At 62.6% G+C, this 21,805-nt stretch carries 23 protein-coding genes; 14 read left to right on the top strand and 9 right to left on the bottom strand.

Annotation, left to right across the window (positions count from 1 at the left end; all coding sequences use genetic code 11):
• Positions 1-90: 90 nt before the first annotated feature.
• A complete protein-coding gene (locus tag BW940_RS03240) occupies positions 91-801 on the bottom strand; it encodes a class I SAM-dependent methyltransferase (protein WP_076607761.1) in 711 nt (236 codons plus the stop codon).
• Between the two features lie 105 nt (positions 802-906).
• Between BW940_RS03240 and BW940_RS03235 the strand changes: the two genes are divergently transcribed.
• The 5 genes from BW940_RS03235 to BW940_RS03215 all read left to right on the top strand — a co-directional run bounded on the left by BW940_RS03235 (position 907) and on the right by BW940_RS03215 (position 6,424).
• Positions 907-1,377 (top strand): DUF5793 family protein, encoded by a 471-nt coding sequence (locus BW940_RS03235; protein WP_076607760.1) that lies wholly within the window; start codon positions 907-909, stop codon positions 1,375-1,377.
• A 102-nt stretch (positions 1,378-1,479) separates the two neighbouring features.
• A complete protein-coding gene (locus BW940_RS03230) occupies positions 1,480-2,640 on the top strand; it encodes an ABC transporter ATP-binding protein (RefSeq protein WP_076607759.1) in 1,161 nt (386 codons plus the stop codon).
• A gap of 143 nt (positions 2,641-2,783) precedes the next feature.
• Positions 2,784-3,443, top strand: a complete 660-nt coding sequence (locus BW940_RS03225) for a DUF998 domain-containing protein (RefSeq protein ID WP_076607758.1) — start codon at positions 2,784-2,786, stop codon at positions 3,441-3,443.
• Positions 3,444-3,512: 69 nt separating this feature from the next.
• Positions 3,513-3,791, top strand: coding sequence for a UPF0058 family protein (locus tag BW940_RS03220; RefSeq protein ID WP_008163291.1), 279 nt, complete (start codon positions 3,513-3,515; stop codon positions 3,789-3,791).
• A 119-nt stretch (positions 3,792-3,910) separates the two neighbouring features.
• Positions 3,911-6,424, top strand: coding sequence for a DUF7527 domain-containing protein (locus BW940_RS03215; protein WP_076607757.1), 2,514 nt, complete (start codon positions 3,911-3,913; stop codon positions 6,422-6,424).
• Between the two features lie 293 nt (positions 6,425-6,717).
• Here the strand turns inward: BW940_RS03215 and BW940_RS03210 are convergent, their stop codons facing one another.
• Positions 6,718-7,023 carry a hypothetical protein gene (locus tag BW940_RS03210; protein WP_076607756.1) on the bottom strand — a complete coding sequence of 102 codons (306 nt, stop codon included), beginning with the start codon at positions 7,021-7,023 and terminating at the stop codon, positions 6,718-6,720.
• Positions 7,024-7,411: 388 nt separating this feature from the next.
• Here BW940_RS03210 and BW940_RS03205 point away from each other — a divergent pair, with 388 nt between their 5' ends.
• The 4 genes from BW940_RS03205 (at position 7,412) to BW940_RS03190 (ending at position 10,358) form a co-directional block, all read left to right on the top strand.
• Positions 7,412-8,776, top strand: coding sequence for an adenylosuccinate synthase (locus BW940_RS03205; RefSeq protein ID WP_076607755.1), 1,365 nt, complete (start codon positions 7,412-7,414; stop codon positions 8,774-8,776).
• A gap of 197 nt (positions 8,777-8,973) precedes the next feature.
• Positions 8,974-9,483 carry a DoxX family protein gene (locus tag BW940_RS03200; protein WP_076607754.1) on the top strand — a complete coding sequence of 170 codons (510 nt, stop codon included), beginning with the start codon at positions 8,974-8,976 and terminating at the stop codon, positions 9,481-9,483.
• A gap of 83 nt (positions 9,484-9,566) precedes the next feature.
• A complete protein-coding gene (locus tag BW940_RS03195; RefSeq protein WP_076607753.1) occupies positions 9,567-9,767 on the top strand; it encodes a methytransferase partner Trm112 in 201 nt (66 codons plus the stop codon).
• Positions 9,768-9,782: 15 nt separating this feature from the next.
• Positions 9,783-10,358 (top strand): DUF7524 family protein, encoded by a 576-nt coding sequence (locus tag BW940_RS03190; protein ID WP_076607752.1) that lies wholly within the window; start codon positions 9,783-9,785, stop codon positions 10,356-10,358.
• A gap of 29 nt (positions 10,359-10,387) precedes the next feature.
• Here the strand turns inward: BW940_RS03190 and BW940_RS03185 are convergent, their stop codons facing one another.
• The 3 genes from BW940_RS03185 to BW940_RS03175 all read right to left on the bottom strand — a co-directional run bounded on the left by BW940_RS03185 (position 10,388) and on the right by BW940_RS03175 (position 12,921).
• Positions 10,388-11,545 (bottom strand): DR2241 family protein, encoded by a 1,158-nt coding sequence (locus BW940_RS03185; RefSeq protein ID WP_076607751.1) that lies wholly within the window; start codon positions 11,543-11,545, stop codon positions 10,388-10,390.
• On the bottom strand, positions 11,542-12,402 hold the full coding sequence (locus BW940_RS03180) for a CbiX/SirB N-terminal domain-containing protein (RefSeq protein WP_076607750.1): 861 nt from the start codon (positions 12,400-12,402) through the stop codon (positions 11,542-11,544). The genes BW940_RS03185 and BW940_RS03180 overlap by 4 nt, the downstream gene beginning before the upstream one ends.
• Positions 12,403-12,573: 171 nt before the next feature.
• Positions 12,574-12,921 (bottom strand): BsuPI-related putative proteinase inhibitor, encoded by a 348-nt coding sequence (locus tag BW940_RS03175; protein ID WP_076608108.1) that lies wholly within the window; start codon positions 12,919-12,921, stop codon positions 12,574-12,576.
• 117 nt (positions 12,922-13,038) lie between these two features.
• On the opposite strand from BW940_RS03175, the gene BW940_RS03170 reads away from it, so the two are divergent.
• Both BW940_RS03170 and BW940_RS03165 read left to right on the top strand, forming a co-directional pair.
• Positions 13,039-13,791, top strand: coding sequence for a DUF2797 domain-containing protein (locus BW940_RS03170; protein ID WP_076607749.1), 753 nt, complete (start codon positions 13,039-13,041; stop codon positions 13,789-13,791).
• Between the two features lie 77 nt (positions 13,792-13,868).
• Positions 13,869-14,282 (top strand): hypothetical protein, encoded by a 414-nt coding sequence (locus BW940_RS03165; RefSeq protein ID WP_173834836.1) that lies wholly within the window; start codon positions 13,869-13,871, stop codon positions 14,280-14,282.
• 107 nt (positions 14,283-14,389) lie between these two features.
• On the opposite strand, the gene BW940_RS03160 is transcribed toward BW940_RS03165, so the two are convergent.
• From BW940_RS03160 to BW940_RS03145, 4 genes are all read right to left on the bottom strand, one after another.
• Positions 14,390-15,235, bottom strand: coding sequence for a phosphatase PAP2 family protein (locus BW940_RS03160; protein WP_076607747.1), 846 nt, complete (start codon positions 15,233-15,235; stop codon positions 14,390-14,392).
• Positions 15,235-17,046: an ABC transporter substrate-binding protein gene (locus BW940_RS03155; protein WP_076607746.1), complete on the bottom strand. Its 1,812-nt coding sequence runs from the start codon at positions 17,044-17,046 to the stop codon at positions 15,235-15,237. Before BW940_RS03155 ends, BW940_RS03160 begins: the two co-directional genes overlap by 1 nt.
• Positions 17,047-17,144: 98 nt before the next feature.
• Positions 17,145-17,987: a phosphatase PAP2 family protein gene (locus BW940_RS03150; protein WP_076607745.1), complete on the bottom strand. Its 843-nt coding sequence runs from the start codon at positions 17,985-17,987 to the stop codon at positions 17,145-17,147.
• Positions 17,987-19,840 carry an ABC transporter substrate-binding protein gene (locus BW940_RS03145; RefSeq protein WP_076607744.1) on the bottom strand — a complete coding sequence of 618 codons (1,854 nt, stop codon included), beginning with the start codon at positions 19,838-19,840 and terminating at the stop codon, positions 17,987-17,989. Before BW940_RS03145 ends, BW940_RS03150 begins: the two co-directional genes overlap by 1 nt.
• 212 nt (positions 19,841-20,052) lie before the next feature.
• Between BW940_RS03145 and BW940_RS03140 the strand changes: the two genes are divergently transcribed.
• The 3 genes from BW940_RS03140 to BW940_RS03130 all read left to right on the top strand — a co-directional run bounded on the left by BW940_RS03140 (position 20,053) and on the right by BW940_RS03130 (position 21,593).
• Complete coding sequence (locus BW940_RS03140) at positions 20,053-20,331, top strand: ribonuclease P protein component 4 (protein ID WP_076607743.1); 279 nt, start codon at positions 20,053-20,055, stop codon at positions 20,329-20,331.
• Positions 20,332-20,427: 96 nt separating this feature from the next.
• The gene (locus tag BW940_RS03135) at positions 20,428-20,676 is read left to right on the top strand and encodes a YhbY family RNA-binding protein (protein ID WP_076607742.1); all 249 of its coding nucleotides are present in this window, start codon (positions 20,428-20,430) and stop codon (positions 20,674-20,676) included.
• Positions 20,673-21,593, top strand: coding sequence for a mechanosensitive ion channel family protein (locus BW940_RS03130; protein WP_076607741.1), 921 nt, complete (start codon positions 20,673-20,675; stop codon positions 21,591-21,593). Before BW940_RS03135 ends, BW940_RS03130 begins: the two co-directional genes overlap by 4 nt.
• Positions 21,594-21,805: the final 212 nt, after the last annotated feature.

Genomic DNA, 21,805 nt, shown 5'->3' with positions numbered 1-21,805 from the left:
ATTCTGGTTCCGTGTTTAAGATGCTTCCGTTTTCGATCAACCCGCTCGAGTCGGCCAGTTTTGAACGCCGCGGACGACTACAGCCCCCGATCACTCCGCTCGTGGGCTCGAGTCGGCTGCCCCTGCGACCGTCGCATAGCAGTTCCCACTCGAGACCTCCCACTCGAGGACCTCGAGTGCGCTCGCCTCGAGGGCGGCATCGAACTCCTCGGGGCTGTAAATGTGATAGAAGCGGTCGACGGGTTCGCCGCCCGGCAGTGTCCACTCGATGGTCGTGTCGAACCCGTCGGTTTCGTCGAACTTGTCGTGGGCGGTCGACCACGCGCTGACGAGCGCGCGGCCATCGGGGGCGAGGACGCGCGCGAGTTCATCGAGGCTGTCTCGGCGGGCTCGCTGGGTCGGCAGGTGATGGAGCGTCGCGACGTAGACGGCGATGTCGACGCTGTTAGCGGCCAGCGGCAGTCGTGCGGCGTCGCCTTGACAGAGTGCGACGGCGAACCCGTGCTCGCGGGCGCGCTCGCGACCAGTCTCGAGGAGCCCGCGGCTGACGTCGAGGCCGACGACGCGCTTGCAGTGGCCGGCGAGCAGTTCGGCGTGTCGGCAGTTGCCACAGCCGAGATCGAGCCCGGTGAGCGAGTCGTCCACAGCGGGCTCGAGTTCATTCGCGTGCGTCTCGACGAACGTCTCGACTTCGGGCCAGGCGTACTCTCTGGTGGCGGCGAAATGGGTGGCGATCCGATCGTAGGTGTCACGAACGGCGACTCGTCGCGAGGTGTCGGCTCGCGGGTGCTCCTCGGCCATTGTCCGTCCTCGTTGGGGCACGCGCAAAAAGCGTTCGTAACGTCATCATCGATGCGACAGTGGCGTTACGTTGATACGGTCTGAGTGCGAACCGGTAGATACGGAATGAGGCGCGAGCACTTCACGTTAGATGTCAACAATGTCGACTGGGTCGAGACCAACGGCGAACCGAGCAAGCCCTCGGTATCGATCGACTTCACTGGCCCGGCGACGATGCTTCGCGAGCGCCTTACTGGCCCTGACGGTGACGTTCTCGAGGCAGCAGAGACCGACGTCGCACTTCGACTCCAGGGTCCACTGGGCGATGATACCGCGGGTGTCGTCAGCGTCACGAACCGGGTTACCGGCGAGTTCATCCTTGAACTCAACGAGGCTGCCGACGACGTCCTGACGTTTATTCAAGCCGCCCGTGGCTATGGGGAAGAGGCAACCGAAACCGACGGGCGCTACGAGGTCGCAATTAGCCTCGACGGCGACCAGTTCGTCAGCTACGACAAGCGAACGTTTCTCGTCTACGACGACGAAGGCGACCTGCTTCGCCAACACAGTCTGATCCCGAGCGGCGTCGAACTCTGATCGGCGCTCGGTTTTTCAGCCCAGCGGGAGCGACCGGCAGATATAAGTATTTTAGGCACACCTAAAACAAATGAATGCCGGCAGATGCCGGAGGGTCGATCAATGGCGAACGGACAACTGCTCACAACGGCGGCTGATGAACACCCGGATGCACCGACGGTACCGGCGGACGACGTCGTACTCGAACTCGATAACGTCGGGAAACAGTACGGCACCGAAGAGGTCATCCCGGATCTCTCACTGTCCGTTCGCGACGGCGAGATACTCACGCTCCTCGGCCCATCGGGCTGTGGCAAAACGACGACGCTGCGGCTGATCGCCGGCCTCGAGAAACCAAACGCCGGACGGATTCGACTTCGAGACCGCGACGTCGCGGGCGACTGTCGCTTCGTCCCACCGGAAGAACGCGGCGTCGGCGTCGTGTTTCAGGAGTTCGCGCTGTTTCCGCATCTGACCGCCCGCGAGAACGTCGCGTTCGGCCTCCAAGAGTGGTCCGAGGCCGAACGCGACGCCCGCGTTGACGAACTGCTTGAGCTCGTCGGCCTCGAGGCACAGGGCGACGCCTACCCGGACGAACTCTCCGGCGGGCAACAACAGCGGATCGCCCTCGCGCGCTCGCTCGCCCCCGAACCCGAGATGCTGTTGCTCGACGAGCCGTTCTCGAACTTAGACGTCGACCTGCGCGTCGAGATGCGCGAGGAGGTCCGCCGGATTATCAAAGAAGCCGGCGTCACCGCCATCTCGGTCACTCACGATCAGGAGGAGGCGCTCTCGATTTCCGACCGCGTCGCCGTGATGAACGACGGCGCAATCGAACAGATCGATACGCCCCAGCAGGTCTTCCAGCAGCCGGAATCGCGGTTCGTCGCTGGCTTTCTTGGCCACGCTAGCTTCCTCTCGGGGGAGGTCCACGGCGACAGCGTCGACACTGCGCTCGGCCGCGTGCTTCGTGACGACGTCAACGGCCTCGCCCACCAGTACGATGGCTCCACCCTCGACCTGCTCGTTCGCCCCGACGACGTGACGGCCTTCCCAGCCGAAGACGCCGAGGCCAACGGTCGCGTCGTCTACCGCCGGTATCTCGGTCCAACTGTCCTCTACCGCGTCGAACTCGACTCGGGCGAAACTATCGAGTGTATGCACAATCACTCCGACCAGATCGATCTCGACGAGCGCGTTGCCGTCCGCGTCACGGCCGACCACGAACTCGCATGGTTCCCGGCCGGCCAGCGCGACGGGACGACGCCCGTCGCTTCGGACTGAATCGTTACCCGTTCGACCCTCGACCCCGTTTTGCCACCCGTCACTGCCCTCGAGCGTGTCGTACGCTCGACGCGCCGCTCGGCCTCGAGTCACGGAACGAACAAACACGCAGTTTGATACGTTTCCGCGGCGACTCGAGCACCATGACTGAGCGGAACTGGCGTCGACTCGCAACGGGCTGTGGACTCGCCGCGCCGACCGTCGCACTGGGCGCGATCGTCCTCGCAACCCTGCTCGCTGCCCCGGAGACGTTTACCTGGCGCGACCGCGCACTGTCGGATATGGGCCGCTACGGAACCCGAACCGTCCTGCTTTTCAACGGCGGGCTGATCCTTGGCGGGCTGCTCGGCATCCCCTTTGGCTGGCGACTCTGGGTAGCGAGTCGAACCGACCTCGAGCGCCTCGGCGTCGTCCTGTTGTGGGGAGCGACGCTCGGCCTGGTCGGCGTTGGCGTCTTCTTTCTCGACCACACCGAGTTCTATCTCGCGACGAGCCTGCACGGGCCGGCTGCCTTGCTGTTTTTCGGGCTCGCACCGGTTGCACAGTGGGTCTACGGCACCGGGCTCGTCCTCGCCGAGAAGCCCCGACTCGGACTCGCCTCCATCTGGCTCGGGCTGGTGCATCCACTCGGCTGGCTCGGCTGGTTGCTGTCTCGAGCCGGGAGCGCCGACCCGATGGCGTGGTTTGCCGTCCCCGAGTTCGTCGCCGCCGTCGCCTTCGGCAGTTGGGTCTGTCTCGTCGCCGCCGACCGATGGCGACAAGACGGACGAAACGACAGCAGACCCACCGTACCAAGCCGCTGAGCCCTCGAGACGGGTTTTGCGACTGGACCGCACACAACGCTTAAATCGAAACCGTTCATACAACGGTGTATGCATAAAGACGAACTCCTCGAGCTCCACGAAGAACTCGTCGTCATCATGGAGCACTTCTCCCAGCGAGAGGACGTCGACGAGACGCTCTTCGACCCGTACCACCAGCTCGATGTCGATCCATCACACGTCCACAAATCGAAAAGCGAACACAAACACGCCGTCTTCATCCTCGGGAACGCCCTCGCAAACGGCATGAGCGAAGACGAGTTCTCGAGCGCGGGTCGAATCGGGAAACGGATGAAAGAACTCGCCGAAGACGCGGAATCGAAAATTTAGGCTTATACACTCGTCGACCACGGACCAAAATCGGCCGATAGCGGTCGATTCCGGCACGGAATCGGGAGCGAAGTGCCACTAGACGAAACGTATTTGTTTCAGTTCCTTCTTGTTGAACTATGAACTCGCGCACGAAAGAGCGCGTCGAACAATGGGATTCTCGCCAGTTCAGTGGCGGATACGATGGCCTCGCGGATCTCGCTGCAGTTGATTTTTCGGGGGCTGTCGTCGCTGCTGGAACGTGGCTATTCATGCTCAACGGTCGCGTCGTCGGGATCGTCGACGGGACTCTGGAGGCGTTCGAAACCGCCTCGGGAACGACCTACGAGGCACCCCATCCCTCGCTCCCGCTGCTCTGTGCGATGGAAGAACAGGGCGGCGATACGAGAGCGAAGTACTACACGAACGAAACACCGCTTCGAGAGGTCGACGAGACGCTCCAGAGCGGCTCGTTTACCGGATATATCGAACTGAGCGAAAACGTCCTCAGCGGCGACTACTACGCGGTCTACTACGGCGGGCGTCGAATGGCAGCGGCCTACATCGGCAACGCTGAGCAGCTGCTAACCGGCGACGAGGCGTTCGAACGAGCCGACGGCGAAGTCGGGATTTACAAAGTAACTGACGTCGACATCGACGTGACCGACGTGCCAGACACCGGGACAGCCGACAGCGACGACAGTGAGACCGCCGAGAGCGATACCAGCGCGGCCCCTGATCCGACGTCGACTTCGGTGACGGCCGACGAGTCGGCCACGAAACCCGAGTCGGACCCCGAACCGAGCACCGACCCAACGGAGTCGGCACTCGAGTCGATCGACATCGCTGAGACGGAGCCGACGACGGCCGACGAGACGGCGACGAGCACGCCGATCGCGGACAGCAGCCTCGACGACCCGACGACGGCCTCGACACTTGAGGAGCCGGATGGCCTGTCGGGGATCACGACGACCGGCGACTCGGAGCCGGAACCGGCTTCGAGCGGGATTACCGATGCGGAGGCGACAGCCGACCTCGAGAGCGAGTCAGAACGAGCAATCGACACGGATCAAACCGCACTCGAGTCGGAACCGAGCGAGTCTGTCGCCGGTCCGGTATCGACGGACGAGAGTAGCGACGACACGGCCCCCGTCGAACAGGAGTCCGCGTCGGTGCCGGACCCCATCTCGGAACCGGATACCGACGCTGACAGCGACGGCGAGTCCACCGAAGACAGCGATCACTCGAGTCTCGATCCCGCGACGGTCGAAAAGGCAGCAGCACAACTGGATCAGAACGATATCTCCTGGACCGAAGACGACATCGAGTCAGAGTCCGAAGACGACCCGTCCGAGGACCCTGCGCGGTTCGAACAGGAGGCACAGTGGCGCGAAACGCGCCGCATCCCATCGATCGATCCGGACAACACCGAGACGGCGGACTCGACTCGAGACGGCATGGCTGCCAGTCACCATGAACCGAGTTCGCACCCCCCACAGCCGTCGTCGGACTCGACAGCCACTGAGACGGAGACGACACGGGCACAGTCGAGCCGACAGCGACCCCAGTCCGCCGAAACTAACGCTCGTCAGCGCGAGCAGCCGGCTCGAGTGGACCGTTCCGACACCGAGTCGGGCTCGAACACAGCGTCGGAGACCGCTGGGACGCCATCGCGTTCCGACCACGACCAGCAGATCGCCGCACTCACCCAGCAACTGGAAACACGAACGGAACAACACGAGACACTCGTCGCCAAACTCGAGGAACTCGAGGCCGAACGCGACCGGCTTCGAGCGGAAAACGACGAACTCACAGAGACGGTCGACCGGCTCCGCTCACGCATCGAGGGGCTCGAATCTGATCTCAAGCAGGCCCAGGAGGCCGCAGCCGATACCGGCGAGTCGACGACGGACACGCCGGAGACAAATACCCACCTCCCACCACAGCAGGCCCTCGGCGAAACGAACCTCTTCGTCCGGTACGGCTCGAAGAGCCAGCCGACCCTCGAGACGGCCCACGACGGCGACGCCGATCGCAGCGAGGTCGCCTCGAATCTCCGTCTCGAATACCACACCGGGTTCGACGCGACCGACGTCGCTGTCGATGGCACGCCCTACGAGGAGTTTCTCACCGCGACGATGGAGTACCGCTTTGTCGACTGGCTCACCGCGATGGTTCTCTACGAGATCCGTGACACCGGCAACGCCAACGCACTGGCCGATCTCTACGACGCGATCCCGCAGATCGACCGCGCCGAACTCGACGCGACGATCTCGCTCGCGGACGACGACACCGACGACGTTCCCGACAGTGTGGCGTTCGATATCGTCGCGTTCGACAAGATGGGGAATCCGCTCGTTGTTGCGAACCTGAACGACTCGCGCGAACCCGCGACACAGGGGATGCTCGAGGAGATGGAAGAAGCCGCCTCGGCGGTTAAAGCGAACTATCCCGACCTCGCGGCCGCGACCGTCGTCACCTCGAGTTACTTCGAGCCAGGCGCGCTCGAGGTCGCCGAACAGGCGACCAGCAGTGGCTTTCTCAGTCGCAGCTCGAAGCTGAGCTACGTCAATCTCTCCCGTAAACAGGGGTATCACCTCTGTCTGGTCGAATCGCGCTCGGAAGGGTTCCACATGAACGTCCCCGAACTGTAGGGACTCCCTGCGCTTATCGAACAGTTCGTACCGGAATCGGTAGACGGACTGCACATCGCCGCTGTGGCGTGCAGTCTCACTGTCTTGTCGACGAAGAGAAAACAGCTATCATAAATGTGGCAGGTGCTAGCCCGCGCCGGTCGACCGCACAGATTACTGCCTCCGGCCGGCCAGTGTCGATCGTGGGCAGTCTGTGGCGGTCGGGTGTCGGTCGCTGGTCGAGGTGCGGGGGCCTCGATAGTACCGGCCCGGGAACAACACACAGGGGTGGGCCGGAGCGGTGCGGAGAGAGATTACCCTTCGATCTCTGCGACGTCTTCGATCTTCATACCGTCGAGTTTGTCGACAATGTCGTCGAGCTTGCCGTCGAGTTCGTCGACGAACTCTGCGGTGCGCTCGGTCTTAATTGCACCTTGGCTGGAGGGCTCGATGAGGTTTTCTTCCTCGAGGACACGAAGCGAGTACCGAACTTTGTGGTGCGGGTAACCCGTCTCGTTCGACATCTTGACGATCCCGATCGGTTCGTTCTCGATAACCATCTTCAGGACCTGCAGATGCCGTTCCAACATATCGACTTCCTTCTCAAGTCGGTCTATCATGGCATTTGTTAACTTGTCTTTGGGCCTTTTAAAAGTTACTCTCCGCGACTGACCCGTTTTCGCGCAACTAGACGATTCGGCCTGTCAGTAGTTAACGGTTCCGTTCCCAGGGTGACAGAACGATTCAGTGAGCAATCATGCTCGCAGAATCGCCAGACGAAACGGAGTTGTGTTCGCGTGCGCCATGGCCGCTTGCCTCTTGCCGGGTTCAGACACGCCGGTGTTGGCAGTCCGTTACTCGCCATGCGACCACCGGCTCGGTCCTCGAGGGCGGACGGTCAGCGACAGGGTACATCGCGGGATCTATACACATGCATGTATATCTCGAGGGATACACCCCGGCCATACCGTAATCTGTTTATCGGCCGGGCAAGAATCCGCCGCTGTTATGACCGTCACAATCGTCGGGTCGCAACTCGGCGACGAAGGCAAGGGTGGAGTCGTCGACCTCTATGGCGACGCCGCCGACGTCGTCGCTCGGTATCAGGGTGGCGACAACGCTGGGCACACCGTCGTTGACGACGGTGAGAAGTACAAACTATCGCTCGTGCCATCCGGTGCCGTCCGCGGGAAGGTCGGCGTTCTCGGCAACGGCTGTGTCGTCAATCCCGAGACGCTGTTCGACGAGATCGACACGCTCCGAGAGCGCGGCCTCGAGCCGGACGTGCGCGTGGCCGAACGCGCACACGTTATCCTTCCGTATCACCGCGCGCTCGACGGGATCGAAGAAGCAGAGAAAGAAGACCTCGCAGCGGGAACGACCAAACGCGGCATCGGCCCGACCTACGAGGACAAGGCCGGCCGACGCGGCGTCCGGATCGGCGACTTGCTCGATCCCGACGTGCTTCGCGAGCGACTCGAGTACGTCGTTCCCCAGAAGAAAGCCCTCGCAGAGGAGGTCTTCGAGAAGGAAACCGGCGAGGCGTTCGACATCGACCACCTCTACGAGACGTATCGTGAGTACGGCAAGCGACTCGAGGAGGAAGACATGACCGTCGACTGTGGCACGTTCTTGCAAGACCGCATCGACGACGGCGACAACGTCATGCTCGAAGGCGCACAGGGGACGTCACTCGACATCGACCACGGCGTCTACCCCTACGTCACCTCCTCGAACCCGACCTCGGGTGGCGCGACCGTCGGTACCGGACTCGGCCCGACCGTCGTCGGACAGGGTGACATCATCGGGATCGTCAAGGCCTACCTCTCGCGCGTCGGCACGGGGCCGCTCCCGACCGAACTCGGCGGTGTCGAGGATCAGACGCCTGACTACGACCCGGACGAGGGTGCTGACGAGGACGAGGAAGTACTCGCAACCCAGATCCGCGACGAGGGCGGCGAGTACGGCACCGTCACCGGTCGCCCGCGCCGTGTCGGGTGGCTCGACATGCCGATGTTGCGCCATGCGTCCCGTGCAAACGGCTTTACAGGGCTTGCAATCAACCACATCGACGTGCTGGCCGGACTCGAGGAAGTGAAGGTCGGCCACAGCTACGAGTTCGACGGCGAGGAGATCTTCACCGTGCCCCCGACGACCGAGCAGTGGGGTCGTTGTGAAGCGACGTTCAAGTCTTTCGACGGTTGGCCAGCGGTCGACTGGGCCGAGGTCGCAGCCGATGGCTACGAGGCGATCCCGGAAAACGCCCGGACCTACCTCGAGTACATCAGCGACGAACTCGACACCCCGATCTACGCGGTCGGTGTCGGTCCCGGCCGCGAGGAGACCGTCATCGTCGAGAACCCGTACGAGTAACGCTTCGGCCTCGTTTTTTTTGCGGTTCGCTATAGTAGCCACTGAAAGTCAGTGCGCACCCGATCGCACGACAGGTGTGCGATCGGTGTGCAAACCGTTGCAGTTGTTACTATAATTGGCGACGACCGCGTCTCCCCGAATAGACACACCGCGACCTTTTGCTCGCAGAGGCCGTTTACTTTCTGTGAGGACTGTCTATGAGTGATCCATTCACAGCACTCGTTCGCCGACTCGAGTCAACCCTCGGCGTTCCAGCGGAAACGGTCCGTCGTGTCGAAGCGGTCGACCGATCGATCGCCAACTGGATGGGACGTTGGGGGCTGCCGACGCTTCGTATCGCGCTCGGGATCGTCTTCGTCTGGTTCGGCGGGCTGAAGGTGTTCGGTGTGAGCCCGGCCGCGGAGCTCGTCGCCGCGACGGTGTACGTCGTTCCACCGGAGCTGTTCGTCCCGATACTGGGCGTCTGGGAGGTGCTGATCGGCATCTGCTTGCTCTACCGGCCGCTGATCCGGCTCGGCATCCTCCTGTTGTTCCTCCAGATGCCCGGCACCTTCCTCCCGCTCGTGCTCTTACCCGAGGTGGCGTTCACGACGATTCCCTACGGCTTGACCGTCGAGGGACAGTACATCATCAAAAACCTCGTCATCATCGGGGCCGCGCTCGTCGTCGGTAGTACCGTCCGTGAGGAACGAACCCAGTCGGAATGAGTGCAGTCTCGCGACCGTCCGGCGGGCGGCTGTGTCCGTTTCGTTCCCGAAGCCTTTTGCTGTCTGCGGTAAGCCTGTTTATCATGAAGGAGTCGTTGCTGGAGATCCTCTGCTGTCCGCTGGACAAACACGACTTAGAACTCGAGGACGCCGAATACGACGATGACGGCGAGGAAATCGTCGCGGGCACGCTCGTCTGTCGCGAATGTGGCGAGCGCTACCCCATCGAAGACGGCATCCCGAACCTGCTGCCACCGGATATGCGCGAGGAAACCCCGGCCTGATCGATCACACAAACCGTGTCCCAGGAGGTCACCGTCCACGTCAATCGCGGGTCTGCCGACTCACTCGAGACAGCCAGTAGTCGCCTCGAGGTCCGGGGCTCGTTCGACCTCCGCCTGCAGAGTCACGGCACACCCGCACACGTCCACTGTCGGCTCGGCGGCGACCTCGAGCGGATCGCGACGCTCCCCGAGTCGAACTATTACGTCGAAGCCGACGGCGAAACGATCGTCCTCGTCCGCGTCACTGCCGAGGCGATCGACCGTCCCGTCGACGGGACACTCGAGGTGTTGACCGGGTACGGCTCGGAGTCGCTGTCGATTCCCGTCACCGTCAAACCAGCGCCGGGAGACGTCGACGTCGACGAATCGCTGTCGAAACCCGCACAGAACGCGCCCGAACGGAGCGCCCTCGAGGAACTGATCGCCACCGTTGGTCTCGAACCCGCGACACTCGGCGTCGTCGCGCTCGGGCTCGTCGCCGTCGGAATCGCGGTGTTGACGGCGGCCACGATCGGTGGCCCGGTCGCGATGGCCGGGCTTGCCATCGTTTCAGTCGGATTTCTCGTGGCGCTTGTGTTACTGATTCGGTAATCCCGCGGTCGCGAGAGACGCACCTGTCGTCAGTCGTCGTGGCGCTCGCGCGCCTCGAGGGTGCCGTCGTCGTCGAACCGTTTTGCCCGGAGATATCGCGCCCGATAGCGGTTCGCACCGTCGTAGACGTCGGCTTCACGAATCTCGTCGGTTCGGCCGTCGGCGACGGCGTCGATAAGCTCCTCGAGTTGGTGCAGTTCGCTCGGCGTCAACTCGAGTTCGTAGGTGCGTTCGTCTTCGGACTCGAGGACGGTCCACTTGCGCGCGGCGGCGACGACGAGCGAACACGGCTCCCGACACGGGAACTGGCCGTCGCCGCCGTCGACCGCGATCTCGTCGCCGTCCTCGTACTGCCACTCGCGGCGGCGCAGACACTGGGAGTCGACACAGCAGGCCTCGGTCAGCCACTCGACGGCCTCACGGGGAAGTTCATCGATGACGTCGTAGATGCCGGTCTGGCGTTCGGCAGTCTCGAGCCAGTGATCGACGTCCAACGTCCCTTGCAGCTCTCGGTGCCAGTTTGCGATCGTCGCGGGATAGAAAAAGCCGATCGTTTCGACGAGTTCCGACCCCGAGAGGCCGGTAAAGGCCCATCCCGAGACCAACGTGGGTGCGGTCTTCAGCGGTCGATAGCGGCCGTCGTCGTCGTTGGTCGAGAGCTCTCGAGCATCTCGTGGGTCGTCGTAGACCTCGAGGTCGGCGAGGTCGGTATCGGCGTCGTCGACGTGCCAGAGGTCGTAGACGCGCTCGCCAGCGGAGTCAGCGGCGTCTGTGTCGTCGACGAGCCGGGTCGTGAGACACAGTTGGCCCCACTCGCGGTCGACTCCCTCCCGAAGCGCGTCGTATCGTGCCGGCACCTCGAGGGGGTCGTCCGAAGTCGCCGACGTCTCGTCGGTGTCCATCTCGGCCGCACGCGGTGCCCGCTCACACCACCGCAGGAACGCCCGACGAGCGGTTCCCGTCCCGCCGACTGCCTCCTGCCAGTAGTGCCAGTTCGTGACGTAGTCGACGACCGACTCGAGAGCAGCCTCAAGGTCGTCTTCGTCGAGGCCGGTCCGTTCGCGCTCGGGCGTCTCGAGGCGGTACGTCTCGCCGTCGCAGTCGATTCGCAGGCCGTCGAACGCGATCGGCGACTCGGCCTCGAGTGTCGCGATCAGCGAGTCGAACACGGCTGCGGGTATCGTCACGTATCAGCCCTCCGCCCCGTGTCCGACTCGAGTGCGCCGCCGATATCGGCCCCGGCGTCGGCTGCACGCTCGAGGACGACATCGGCCATCAGGTCCTCGGTACCGACGGCCCCGGCGTACCAGACGCGGTGGCCGTCGACCGCGGCCGGTACGTCCCAGCCGAGGCGGTAGTCTTCGGTCAATCCCATATCCTCGGGGATGTCCTCCTGGGTGTGGTAGCCGTCGGCGATGAACAACGGGACGACGACGATGTCGTCCGTTTCGAAGTAGTCCGTGACGTCGTCGACTTCCGGCTCTTCGTCCATGAAGAGGGCCTCGACCGCGTCGAACCGACCCTGCTCGCGGATCCGGTCGGCGTGATACTCGACTGCCTTCGCCGAGTTTTCGTTGCGCTCGGTGCCGTGGCCGACGACCGCGAGGCCGACGCCCTCGCCGACGTCCGGATCGTCCGTCACGTTCTCGGCTCGCTGGACGATGACGTCGGTCATCGCATCGTGAGTGCCGACCGGCCCGCAGTAGTGAATCGTCTTGTCGACGTCTTCGGCCTCGAGTGTGACCTGTGAGGCAGTCGTCCCGTCGGAGTCCCACTGCTCGGGGTCCCACTCCTCGAGGCGCAGTTCACGGGGGATCACCTGCTCGGTGAAGTAGCCCTCGCTGATAAACAGCGGAACGACGAACACCGACTCGGACTCGAGTGTCCGGATCACATCGCGAAAGTGTGGTTCCTCCTTCCAGAACGCCTCGCGGACCTCGTCGAACGCCCCCGTCTCGCGGACAGTATCCGCGTGGGCGTAGGTGGGGTCCGAGGCGTTCGGGTTCAGGTGTGACCCGTGGGCCGCGACAACCAGCGCTTGCATGGCTCGCCGTTGGGATGGGGGTGGTTTAGGGACTTCGCTGTCGGCGCTCATCGCCGCGTCCGATGACGGACCTGATCGCCGCCCACCAGTCACTGAGTGGCAGTTGGCCGTCAGCTCCGGTGGAATGTCCAATCGTGTGGTCCCGTCGGACCACCGGCACAACCGGCAGTATTACACGCCGAAATCGGTCTGGGCCTCACAGGTCGCCTCCCGCGCCCGTAACTCGGCGACGGCGACGTAGCCACCCGACTGAGGTGCCACCCATTCGGCTTCGTAGGTCGCCGTCTCCGCTGGCGGAATCGTCTCCGAGGTGAGCAGTTGCGCAAACGCCTTGCCCTCGGTGAACCGCCAGAGTTCGCGGCCATCATCGCGCACGACGAACTCAGCCTTGCACGCGTCTGGAAACTCCAGTCCGACCGGCGTTGGCCCCCTGTTTGTGACGGCAAACTCGAATCGAACCACTGTCGTCCCGTCCTCGGCCGTCGATACGTCCGCCTCGAGTCGCCCGTCGAGTGTCATACGGTCGGCTTCGGTGTCGACGCAGATAGGCATAGGCGGTTCGTCCGAACGCGCCGTACTGTCGGCTGCCGACGAGACAGCGAACAGTATATCCCGAGTTACACCCAAGTCGAACGCGTGCAACTGGTGGGCTACGAGCCGAGCGGGCGAGGATCGGCGCTGCTGTTCGGCGACGGCGGAACGGTCGAGCGCCAGTCCCTCGAGACCGGTGACAACCTCTCGTATTCGCTCGAGTCACGACACTGTGCGGGCACGGTCCACGACGGCGACCACATCGCCTGTGCGCGCCCAGCAGCGCCCCACTGTGAGTTCCATACGAGCACGTGGGTCTGTGCCCGCTGTACGGGCACCTGCCTGAAAGACGAGATGGACTGTTATCAGGAGCACGCGGTCTACATCGCCGCCTTTGCCCCCGACACGTTCAAAGTCGGCGTCACCAAATCTCGTCGACTCGAGACCCGGCTCCGAGAGCAGGGGGCCGACCGCGCAGCCCGCGTCCACACCGTCTCGAACGGCCGGCTCGCCCGCGAGATCGAAGCCGAAATCGCCGAGCGACTCGTCGATCGAGTCCGCACGCCGACCAAAGTCGCCTCGCTCGCGGCGACGGTCGACGAAGCCGCCTGGGACACAACGCTTGCCGAGTTCGACGTACTCGAGAGGTTTCGGCTCGATTATGATCTCGAGTGTGAACGGCAGCCGGTTCCCGAGACGATCGCTGCAGGCACCGTCATCGGGGTGAAAGGTCGGCTGCTCGTTCTCGAGAACGGCGGGACAACGTACGCCGTCGACATGCGCGATCTCGTGGGGTATACAGTGGCAAACGGAGAGCCAAGTCGGAATCTTCAGTCGTCGCTGGGCTCGTTCGGCTGAGTCGGACATCCTCGAGCGACACATTCGCTGGCCGCGTCCCGGTGATCGCGGTCGGTGTGCCCCAGTGTATCCAACACATGGTAATCCTTTTCCGCGGTGGCACAGAAGCAGCAGGCATGGCTGAGGAAAACGAATCCAACGACGCAGGAGACGAGGGCGGCGAGGAGAAGTCGTTCCGTGAACGAGTCGAAGAGATTCGCGAAAAACGCGCCGAAGAGGGCGAAGGCGAGGGTGAACCGCCAGAGAGTCCGTTCGGTGGCGGCGGTGGCCCCGGCGGCATGGGCGGTGGCGGCAACCCGTTCGCGCAGATGATGGGCGGCATGATGGGCGGCGGCCCGGGCGGTCCCGGTGGCCCCGGTGGCGCACCCGGCGGCCGCGGCGAAGAGGTCGGCAACGAGGAACTCGTCCAGGAAGTCCGACAGCTTCGCGACGAGATGCGCGACCAGACGCGCGCACTCAAGCGGATCGCCGACGCACTCGAGGATAACTAACGACTAGCCAGTCGCGATTTTCGCCGTTTCTCACGCCTCGAGCAGCACCGGCTCACTGCCAGACACCGTGGATCCGAGTTGCGGGCGGACAACCCGAAACAGGACGATTAGCGCCGCCAAAGCGTACGCAGCGACAGCGTGCGGCTGCCCATCCACGCCGAAACTGACCAGCGCCCGACGAGGATGCTGGCGAGTTCGACGCTGACGTATGCGAGGACGACGCCGGCGACGACGTCGATCGCCCAGTGAATGCCGAGATACATGGTCGAAATCGCGACGGAGACACCGAGAATGGCCGCAACGACGTTCCATATCGGATACGGCTCCCGCGTGCGATATGCGAGCATGGAAACAGTGACTGCGAGCGAGGTGTGCAGCGACGGGAAGACGTTCGTATTGCGATTGACCTGTCGCGTGAGGTGTTGATACTGCGGATAGGTGTCGTACAACAGCGCATCGACGAGTTCGGGCATCACGTTTCGCGGTCCGTAGGCGATGACGAAGACGTACAGCACCAATCCGATGGTGTAGTTCAGCGTGTAGGCCGTCAACAGCTCCCGGAGCGGACGCGTCTCCGAGAGTGCGAAGTAGGCGATGGTGGGGAACACCAGCAAGAAGACGTAACCGTAGATATACATGAACGAGAAGTACGCCGTCACCGACGGCGTCGCCTGTGCCTGCAACCAGATGATGAACTCCCCCTCAAGGTCGTGGATCGGATCGGTGAGATTCCAGTCGATAATCCACGAGAGGTCCGGGACGATCTGTCTGGCGACGCTATTCAAGAGCAAGACGGCGACGAGAACGATCGTGATCGGTGCGGCCGCCCGCAGTCGACGTCGCCACGCACTCCGTGTCGTTCGGAGTCGGGATCGGCCGACGAACAGCGCGGTCGAAACGAAAACCAACAGCATGACGACCACGACCAGTTGTACCAATACCCGGCCCAGCATCACTGTCTCACCCGCAGCTTTCCATCGGCATCGTACCGGAACCCAGCCTCCTCGAACGCCGTCCGTGCCGTATCGACGTCGACCTCGCCGTTCGAACCCAGAAACGGCATCTTCGGGTCCGCGCCGTCCCACGCGAGGTCGTCCGGGGTCCACTCGTCGGTCACCGGCGTCGCGATCGGTGTTGCGTGACCGTGGAACACCTCGTCAACCAGCCACGCTTTGTCGATCAACTGGGCGATGACTTGCCGAAATCGCGGGTTCCCGAAGGGTGCCGACCGGGCGTTGAACCCAAGATGGTAAAACGTCCACGAGGGTGACTCGAGCGGGCGAACAGCGTCCGTTTCTTCGATATCCTCGATCACGTAGCTCTCGAGGGGTGAACTCGTGACGTCGGCGCTGTCGTCTTCGAGCAACTGAATCGCCGACGTGCTCCGGGGATCGATGCCGATCCGTAGCTCCTCGACGGTCGGCTCGGGCAAGTCGACCGACCCGCGCCGCGTGAAGTGGTCGTCGAAGCGCTCGAACAGCACGTAGTCCCGGTCGCTGTGGCTGTCGTACTGAAACGGCCCGCTACCGATCGGTGGGATGTTGTCAGTGACGACCGCCTCGGTCGTTCCTTGTGCGATGCGAACGCCGGGAACAGTTGCAGCCGTTGCCCGGGAGGACCATCGATGCTCGGGGAGTATCGGCACTGTCAGCGCCTGCTCACCGACTGCCTGGCCCGTCCCGACCGTTATTTCGAGTGTGGTCTCATCCCGCACGTCGATGTCGTCCACCGCAGCGACGCGCCCTCGATAGCGCGGTGTGGGTGCGGGGAACGCGTCGGCTCCGAGCACAGTGTCCTCGAGAAAGCGATACGTAAAGGCGACGTCATCGGCAGTGACCGGCTCGCCGTCGTGAAACGCACAGTCGGACCGGAGAGCGAGACGCAGCGTCGACTCGTCGGTCCACTCCCAGCCCTCGGCGAGCCAGGGCTCGAGGGCATGATCGCCGTCGGCAGCGACGACCTCGACTGCAAGCGAGTCGTACAGCAGGTCGATGAACGTCCCCTGTTCCCGGTACTCCGCGTTCAGCGGGTTGAGATTCTCTGATGGCCGCGGGTCCATGTGGACGACCCGGAGCCGGTCGGCGCTGTTGTCCGTCTGTGGCTCGAGGTCGAGATAGCCCGTCCGTGTCGCGAGATGGCCGCGACTCCAGCCGTCGTACCGATCGTCCCTGACGAGGCGATACTCGGTCGGGGTACAGATCGGGACGAACGGCTGTTCGATCGCGATGGCCTCGAGCATCGCCACAACGGCTTCACGGCGCTCGTCCCCGTCGGCTACTCGCTGGGCCTCGAGGCGGTCGTCGATCAGCAGATTTGTAAAGCCAAAGGGGTTTTGCCACCCGGATTCGTCGGCGTACAGCGAGTGGAGCGTTTCGTAGAGGAAGTCCGGGTCGATCCCGCCGGGATGTTGGCCGACGTAGAGGTCGAAGTCGTGGTTGATCAGCACCGCCCGCAGGAACTCCTCGTTCGATCGCATCTCGATCGACACGTCGATCCCGACGGTCTCGAGGGTCGCAGCGATCTCTCGAGCGAGCCGGATACTTTCCCGGTCACCGTCCGCAGAACGGGTGGTAATCGTCAGTGACAGCTGTTGGATGTCGTCCCGGTTGACGATGCTACGCAGTTGGCGGACACAGCCACTGGTTGACGCCGTTAGTCCGACGGCACTGGCCAGTGCAGCCCGACGGCTGATGCCATCAGTACTGCCGGTGACAGCGCTGTCTCCGTCGGGAGTTCGACCAGCGCTGATCCGTTCATCCCCCATCTCGATCTTTTGTTACAGTTCGCTCGCGGTAATATAACAGTATTGTGTTAGCGGATCTGAACACCGAGACTGCAGTTACGGCCATTGTACACGCCGTCTTAGAACCGGTCGAATTCGGTCAGTTGCTCGTACAACCCCGATAGCGACCAGCGACCGACGATTCGACACGAGAGGGCGACACAGAACGATGCGAGCGCCAGCCCTGCGAGGACGTCGATCCCCCAGTGAAGCCCCAGATACATCGTCGAGATGATGACGCTGACCGCGAGAACGATTGCGACGGGGAGCCATTTCGGATAGCTCGAGCGAGTGAGATAGGCAAATATCCCGACCGTCGCCGAAAGCGACGTGTGTAACGACGGGAAGACGTTGACGTTGCGGTTGACTTCCCGGGTCAGATATTTGAACTCGGGGCTGTGGTCGTAGAGCATCGTTGATGTCCCCGAACCCGAACTTGCGATCAGTTCGGGCAGCACGTTTCGCGGGCCGTATGCGATCACGAGTGCGTACAACACGAGCCCGATCGCGTAGTTGAACGCATACGCAGTGAGCAGCCGACGGAACATCTTGGTGTCCGAGAGCGCAAAATACGCCATGACCGGGAAGACCAGCAGGAACGTGTAGCCGTAGATGTAAATAAACGAGAAGTACGCCGTCAGTTGTGGCGTCGCCACTTCCTGAAAGATCAGAACGAACTCGCCTTCGATCTTCCGGATCACCTCAGTCATATGGACGCCGATTCCCGGACCGTCCTGCCGTACGGTTCGGTTGAGCAACAGGACGGACGAGACGACGAGAATTGCCGGTCCGGATAGCCGAATCCGGGAGCGCCACTCCGTTCGCGTCGTCGCGAGTCGCTCTCGCCCGACGAACAGCCCAAGCGAAATCGGAAGCAGGATCGAGACGACGATCACGACCCTGGTCAGCACCTCAGAGAGCATTAGTATCGATCACGGAGCCGGCCATCATCGTCGTACCGGAATCCGGCTGCTTCGAATGCAGCGCGTGCTGCTGCAACGTTTAGCGATCCGTCGGTTCCGATGAAGGGAGTGACCGGATCGTCGCCGTCCCACGCGAGGTCGTCGGGGACCCACTCGTCGGTGACCGGGCTCGAAAGCGGCGTCGCATGGCCGTAAAACATCTTCTCGGTAATCCGTTCCTTATCAATCAGCTGCGTCACTGCTTGCCGGAAGGAGGTTTTGCTACACGGCCCGGAATCGGTGTTGAACCCGAGGTGATAGAACGTCCACGAGGGTGATTCGAGACGTTCGACGTCTGAGCTGTCCGGAATGTCGCTGATCGAGTGTGCCTCGAGCAGCGACGATGTGACGTCGGCGTCACCGCTTTCGACCCGTGAAATAGAGGAGGTGCTGCCGGGATCGACGGTGAATCGGAGCTCGTCGACGGTCGGTTCGGGAAGGTCGACGTCATCGCGACGGGAGAAGTGGTCGTCGAAGCGCTCGAGATGCAGATAGGTCCGCTCGGACTGGCTCTCGAACTGGAAGGGGCCACTTCCGATCGGCGATACCGAGTTCGTTTCGACGAGTCCCCATCGCCCCTGTGGTGCCCGGAAGTTCTCGAGATCACCGATTCGGTCCTGAATTTCGTTCCACCAGATATGTCGGGGGAGGATCGGAACCGTCAGTGCACGCTCACCGACCTCGGTGCCAGCATCGACGGTGATCCGAAGCCGATAGTCGTCTTCGACCTCGATGTTTTCGACTGCGCTCACCTGACCGCGATACCGTGGTGCCGGCGATGGGCTTGCGGATTGGCCGCGTGCGGTGTCCTTGAGAAACTGGTACGTGAACGCGACGTCCTCGGCGGTCACTGGCTCACCATCGTGGAACGTACAGTCCTCTCGGAGCGTCACCGTTGCAGTCAGCATCCCATCGGCGTCCGTTTTCGTCTCGTCCGTCTCGGCAACTGATTCGGACGCATCTATCTCGTCGGTCGGTTCCCACTCCCAGGGTTCGGCGGCGAGCCACGGCTCGACGTCGTAGGCCACTCCCTCGTCGTCCTCGGTGACGACGAGAGTTCCAAGGGAGTCGTACAGCAAGTCGGTGATCGTTCCCTGTTCGTCGACCGTCGCCGAGAGCGGATTGACGTTTTGGGACGGTCGTGCGTCGGTCACGAGCGCGTGTAGTCGCTCGGCGTCCGCCTCTGATTCGAGGCCGAGATAGCCACGACGGGTCGCGAGGTGGCCATCGCCCCACCCGTCGAACCGGGTGTTGGCGACGCGGTACTCGTCAGGACGACAGATCGGATCGAACGGTTTCTCCTCAGCGAGTGCTCTCAGGACTGGTTTGATTCGTTCGCGCCGTTCGTCGCCGTCGGCTCGGCGCTGCTCCTCGAGGAGGGGGTCGAAGAAGGTTGGATTCGAGTACTGAAAGGGGTTCTGCCAGCCGGATTCCTCGGCGTACGTGGAGTGGAGGGCCTCGTAGAGGAAATCGGGGTCGAAGTCGGCGGGGTGGCGACCAACGTACAGATCGAAGTCGTGATCGATCAGGACCATCTTCAGGAACTCCGAGCGCGACCGCCAGGCGATGGTCACGTCGATACCGACCGCCTCGAGGTTTTGCTCGAGATGGCGTGCAATGCGGACGGTCTCTCTGTTGCCATCGTCGGGGACCGTGACAAGAGACAACGAGATTTGGTCGTCCTCGGCATCGCTGACGACGCTTTGGACGGTATCGACACAACCGCTCAGCGAGAACGACAGCCCTGCTCCAGCGGCAGCGAGGACTGATCGCCGATCGATACCGTCGACGTGGTCGGTTGTATCACAGTTCATTCAGTCTAGTATACACCTTTGCTGTTGGTATATAACAATATTGCGCATTGTCGTTGGCTATGGAGAAGCATCGAAACGCTCTTGATTGTCGTTTCTTCGGTCTAACAACCACGTTGTGTGGTCTTCTATCATGAAACATATTGCTTGCAATCGCCGGTCCCAGACGGCTCCGAGAACACAACATCAATACGCGACCCGATAAAACGGACCGTATGGATATCGCCGCCGAGCGAATCGAGCGCCTCCACGAATTGGCTCGAGCGGCGGCAGCCGAGGGCAACGATGACCGAGCGCGATACTACGTCCGACTGGCCCGTCGCGTCGCGGAGCGAAACCGGCTCACACTGCCACGGGAGTTCCGACGGTTCACCTGCGACCGCTGTGATGCGTACCTGCGACCAGGACGGAACGCCCGTGTGAGACTGCAGAACGGACACGTCGTGATCACCTGTGATTGTGGGGCTCACGCACGATATCCCTACACCGAGTAGGGTCGTCCAATCGAGCCGTCACTGATTTCCGGCCCCGGTTTGTCGTGAGAGCCCGAATCGGGAAGATTGAAACGGCTCGGATCGCTATTGAGGGCCATGGATACACAGGAACTCAAGCAAGAAGCGCACGACCTCGACGTCACCGTCTGGGTCGGCAAGAGCGGTCTCGAGTCGGTCGTCGACGAACTCGACGATCAACTCTCGAACGAACACCTCGTGAAGGTCAAATTCCTTCGTGCGGCCCGCGCCGGCAGTTCGACCGACGAAAAGGCAGCCGATCTCGCTGGCCACGTCAACGCCGAACTGGTCGACACCCGCGGACATACGGCAGTGCTACACCGATGAGCGGCGGTAGTGGATTGATCCCACTGCAAGCGGCGGATCTCGGTGTGATCGGGCGCGCCCTCGAGGATGTGATCGGAACCGCGGCTGCCGCGAGTGCAGAAAGTGCGATCAAATTCGTCATTGCGTTCGTCGCAATCTGGATCCTCGGTCGGCTGATCGTCTTGCCGCTGGTCAAGCGAGCGTTCGACAGACGGGATCTCGACAAACACGCACAGAACCCGCTGTTGATGCTGACGAAGTTCGGAATCGCGTTCGTCGCGATCGCGATCGCGTTCGGCTTCGCCGAGTACGGCAACTTCCTCGTGTCGATGGCCGGCATCGCCGCGGCTGGCGCACTCGCGATCGGGTTCGCGATGCAAAACGTCATCTCGAACTTCGTCGCGGGCGTGTTCATCTACACCGACAAACCGTTCCGGATCGGCGACTGGATCGAGTGGGACGACGGGACGTATTCGGGCGTCGTCGAAGACATTAGCCTCCGCGTGACCCGCGTGCGGACGTTCGACAACGAACTGTTGACGGTGCCGAACTCGGCGCTGACTGACAACGTCCTCAAAAATCCCGTCGACGCCGACAAGCTCCGGCTGAAGTTTGTCTTCGGGATCGGCTACGGCGACGATATCGAGCAGGCGACCGACATCATCGTCGAGGAGGCCGAGCGCCACCCCGACATTATGGACTATCCCGCGCCCTCCGTCCGACTGACCGAACTCGGCGACTCCGACGTCGGGCTGCAGTCGCGGTTCTGGATCGCAAACCCATCCCGCGCTGACTTCGTTCGCACGCGTGGCGAGTACGTCACTGCGGTCAAGGAACGCTTCGACAAGGAAGGGATCGATATCCCCTACCCCGTCCGCACGCTCGAGGGCGGGCTCGAACTCGAAGACCGACAGCGTCTCGGACAGACGACCGACTAGCGCGACGGTTCGGCGACCCGTTTTTGCGTGCATATCGCTGACACTCGAGTCCTGACGCCGCCGAACGTCGTCTCCCCACGGGTGAGTCTGTGCGGGAACCACTCGAACCGCGATCACGCTCGTGAACGGAATCTCGATCTCAACCACAAGCTAACTTTCACTACTGAAGGTGAATTTGGAAACGATTATATCATACGACCAGCATGCTACGG

This window comes from Natronorubrum thiooxidans (assembly GCF_900156475.1).
GTDB classification, from domain to species: domain Archaea; phylum Halobacteriota; class Halobacteria; order Halobacteriales; family Natrialbaceae; genus Natronorubrum; species Natronorubrum thiooxidans.
The sequence above is the reverse complement of the archived record's forward strand: the minus strand, read 5'-3'. Positions and strand labels throughout refer to the sequence as shown.

Bases quoted from the DNA above. Each gene is read 5' to 3' on its own strand.
- BW940_RS03135 (WP_076607742.1), top strand. From the start codon at position 20,428: ATGGATACACAGGAACTCAAGCAAGAAGCGCACGACCTCGACGTCACC.
- BW940_RS03220 (WP_008163291.1), top strand. From the start codon at position 3,513: ATGCATAAAGACGAACTCCTCGAGCTCCACGAAGAACTCGTCGTCATC.
- BW940_RS03180 (WP_076607750.1), bottom strand. From the start codon at position 12,402: ATGCAAGCGCTGGTTGTCGCGGCCCACGGGTCACACCTGAACCCGAAC.
- BW940_RS03240 (WP_076607761.1), bottom strand. From the start codon at position 801: ATGGCCGAGGAGCACCCGCGAGCCGACACCTCGCGACGAGTCGCCGTT.
- BW940_RS03175 (WP_076608108.1), bottom strand. From the start codon at position 12,921: ATGACACTCGACGGGCGACTCGAGGCGGACGTATCGACGGCCGAGGAC.
- BW940_RS03140 (WP_076607743.1), top strand. From the start codon at position 20,053: ATGGATATCGCCGCCGAGCGAATCGAGCGCCTCCACGAATTGGCTCGA.
- BW940_RS03130 (WP_076607741.1), top strand. From the start codon at position 20,673: ATGAGCGGCGGTAGTGGATTGATCCCACTGCAAGCGGCGGATCTCGGT.
- BW940_RS03155 (WP_076607746.1), bottom strand. From the start codon at position 17,046: ATGGGGGATGAACGGATCAGCGCTGGTCGAACTCCCGACGGAGACAGC.
- BW940_RS03230 (WP_076607759.1), top strand. From the start codon at position 1,480: ATGGCGAACGGACAACTGCTCACAACGGCGGCTGATGAACACCCGGAT.
- BW940_RS03215 (WP_076607757.1), top strand. From the start codon at position 3,911: ATGAACTCGCGCACGAAAGAGCGCGTCGAACAATGGGATTCTCGCCAG.
- BW940_RS03165 (WP_173834836.1), top strand. From the start codon at position 13,869: ATGGTAATCCTTTTCCGCGGTGGCACAGAAGCAGCAGGCATGGCTGAG.
- BW940_RS03205 (WP_076607755.1), top strand. From the start codon at position 7,412: ATGACCGTCACAATCGTCGGGTCGCAACTCGGCGACGAAGGCAAGGGT.
- BW940_RS03150 (WP_076607745.1), bottom strand. From the start codon at position 17,987: ATGCTCTCTGAGGTGCTGACCAGGGTCGTGATCGTCGTCTCGATCCTG.
- BW940_RS03235 (WP_076607760.1), top strand. From the start codon at position 907: ATGAGGCGCGAGCACTTCACGTTAGATGTCAACAATGTCGACTGGGTC.
- BW940_RS03145 (WP_076607744.1), bottom strand. From the start codon at position 19,840: ATGAACTGTGATACAACCGACCACGTCGACGGTATCGATCGGCGATCA.
- BW940_RS03160 (WP_076607747.1), bottom strand. From the start codon at position 15,235: ATGCTGGGCCGGGTATTGGTACAACTGGTCGTGGTCGTCATGCTGTTG.
- BW940_RS03200 (WP_076607754.1), top strand. From the start codon at position 8,974: ATGAGTGATCCATTCACAGCACTCGTTCGCCGACTCGAGTCAACCCTC.
- BW940_RS03225 (WP_076607758.1), top strand. From the start codon at position 2,784: ATGACTGAGCGGAACTGGCGTCGACTCGCAACGGGCTGTGGACTCGCC.
- BW940_RS03210 (WP_076607756.1), bottom strand. From the start codon at position 7,023: ATGATAGACCGACTTGAGAAGGAAGTCGATATGTTGGAACGGCATCTG.
- BW940_RS03195 (WP_076607753.1), top strand. From the start codon at position 9,567: ATGAAGGAGTCGTTGCTGGAGATCCTCTGCTGTCCGCTGGACAAACAC.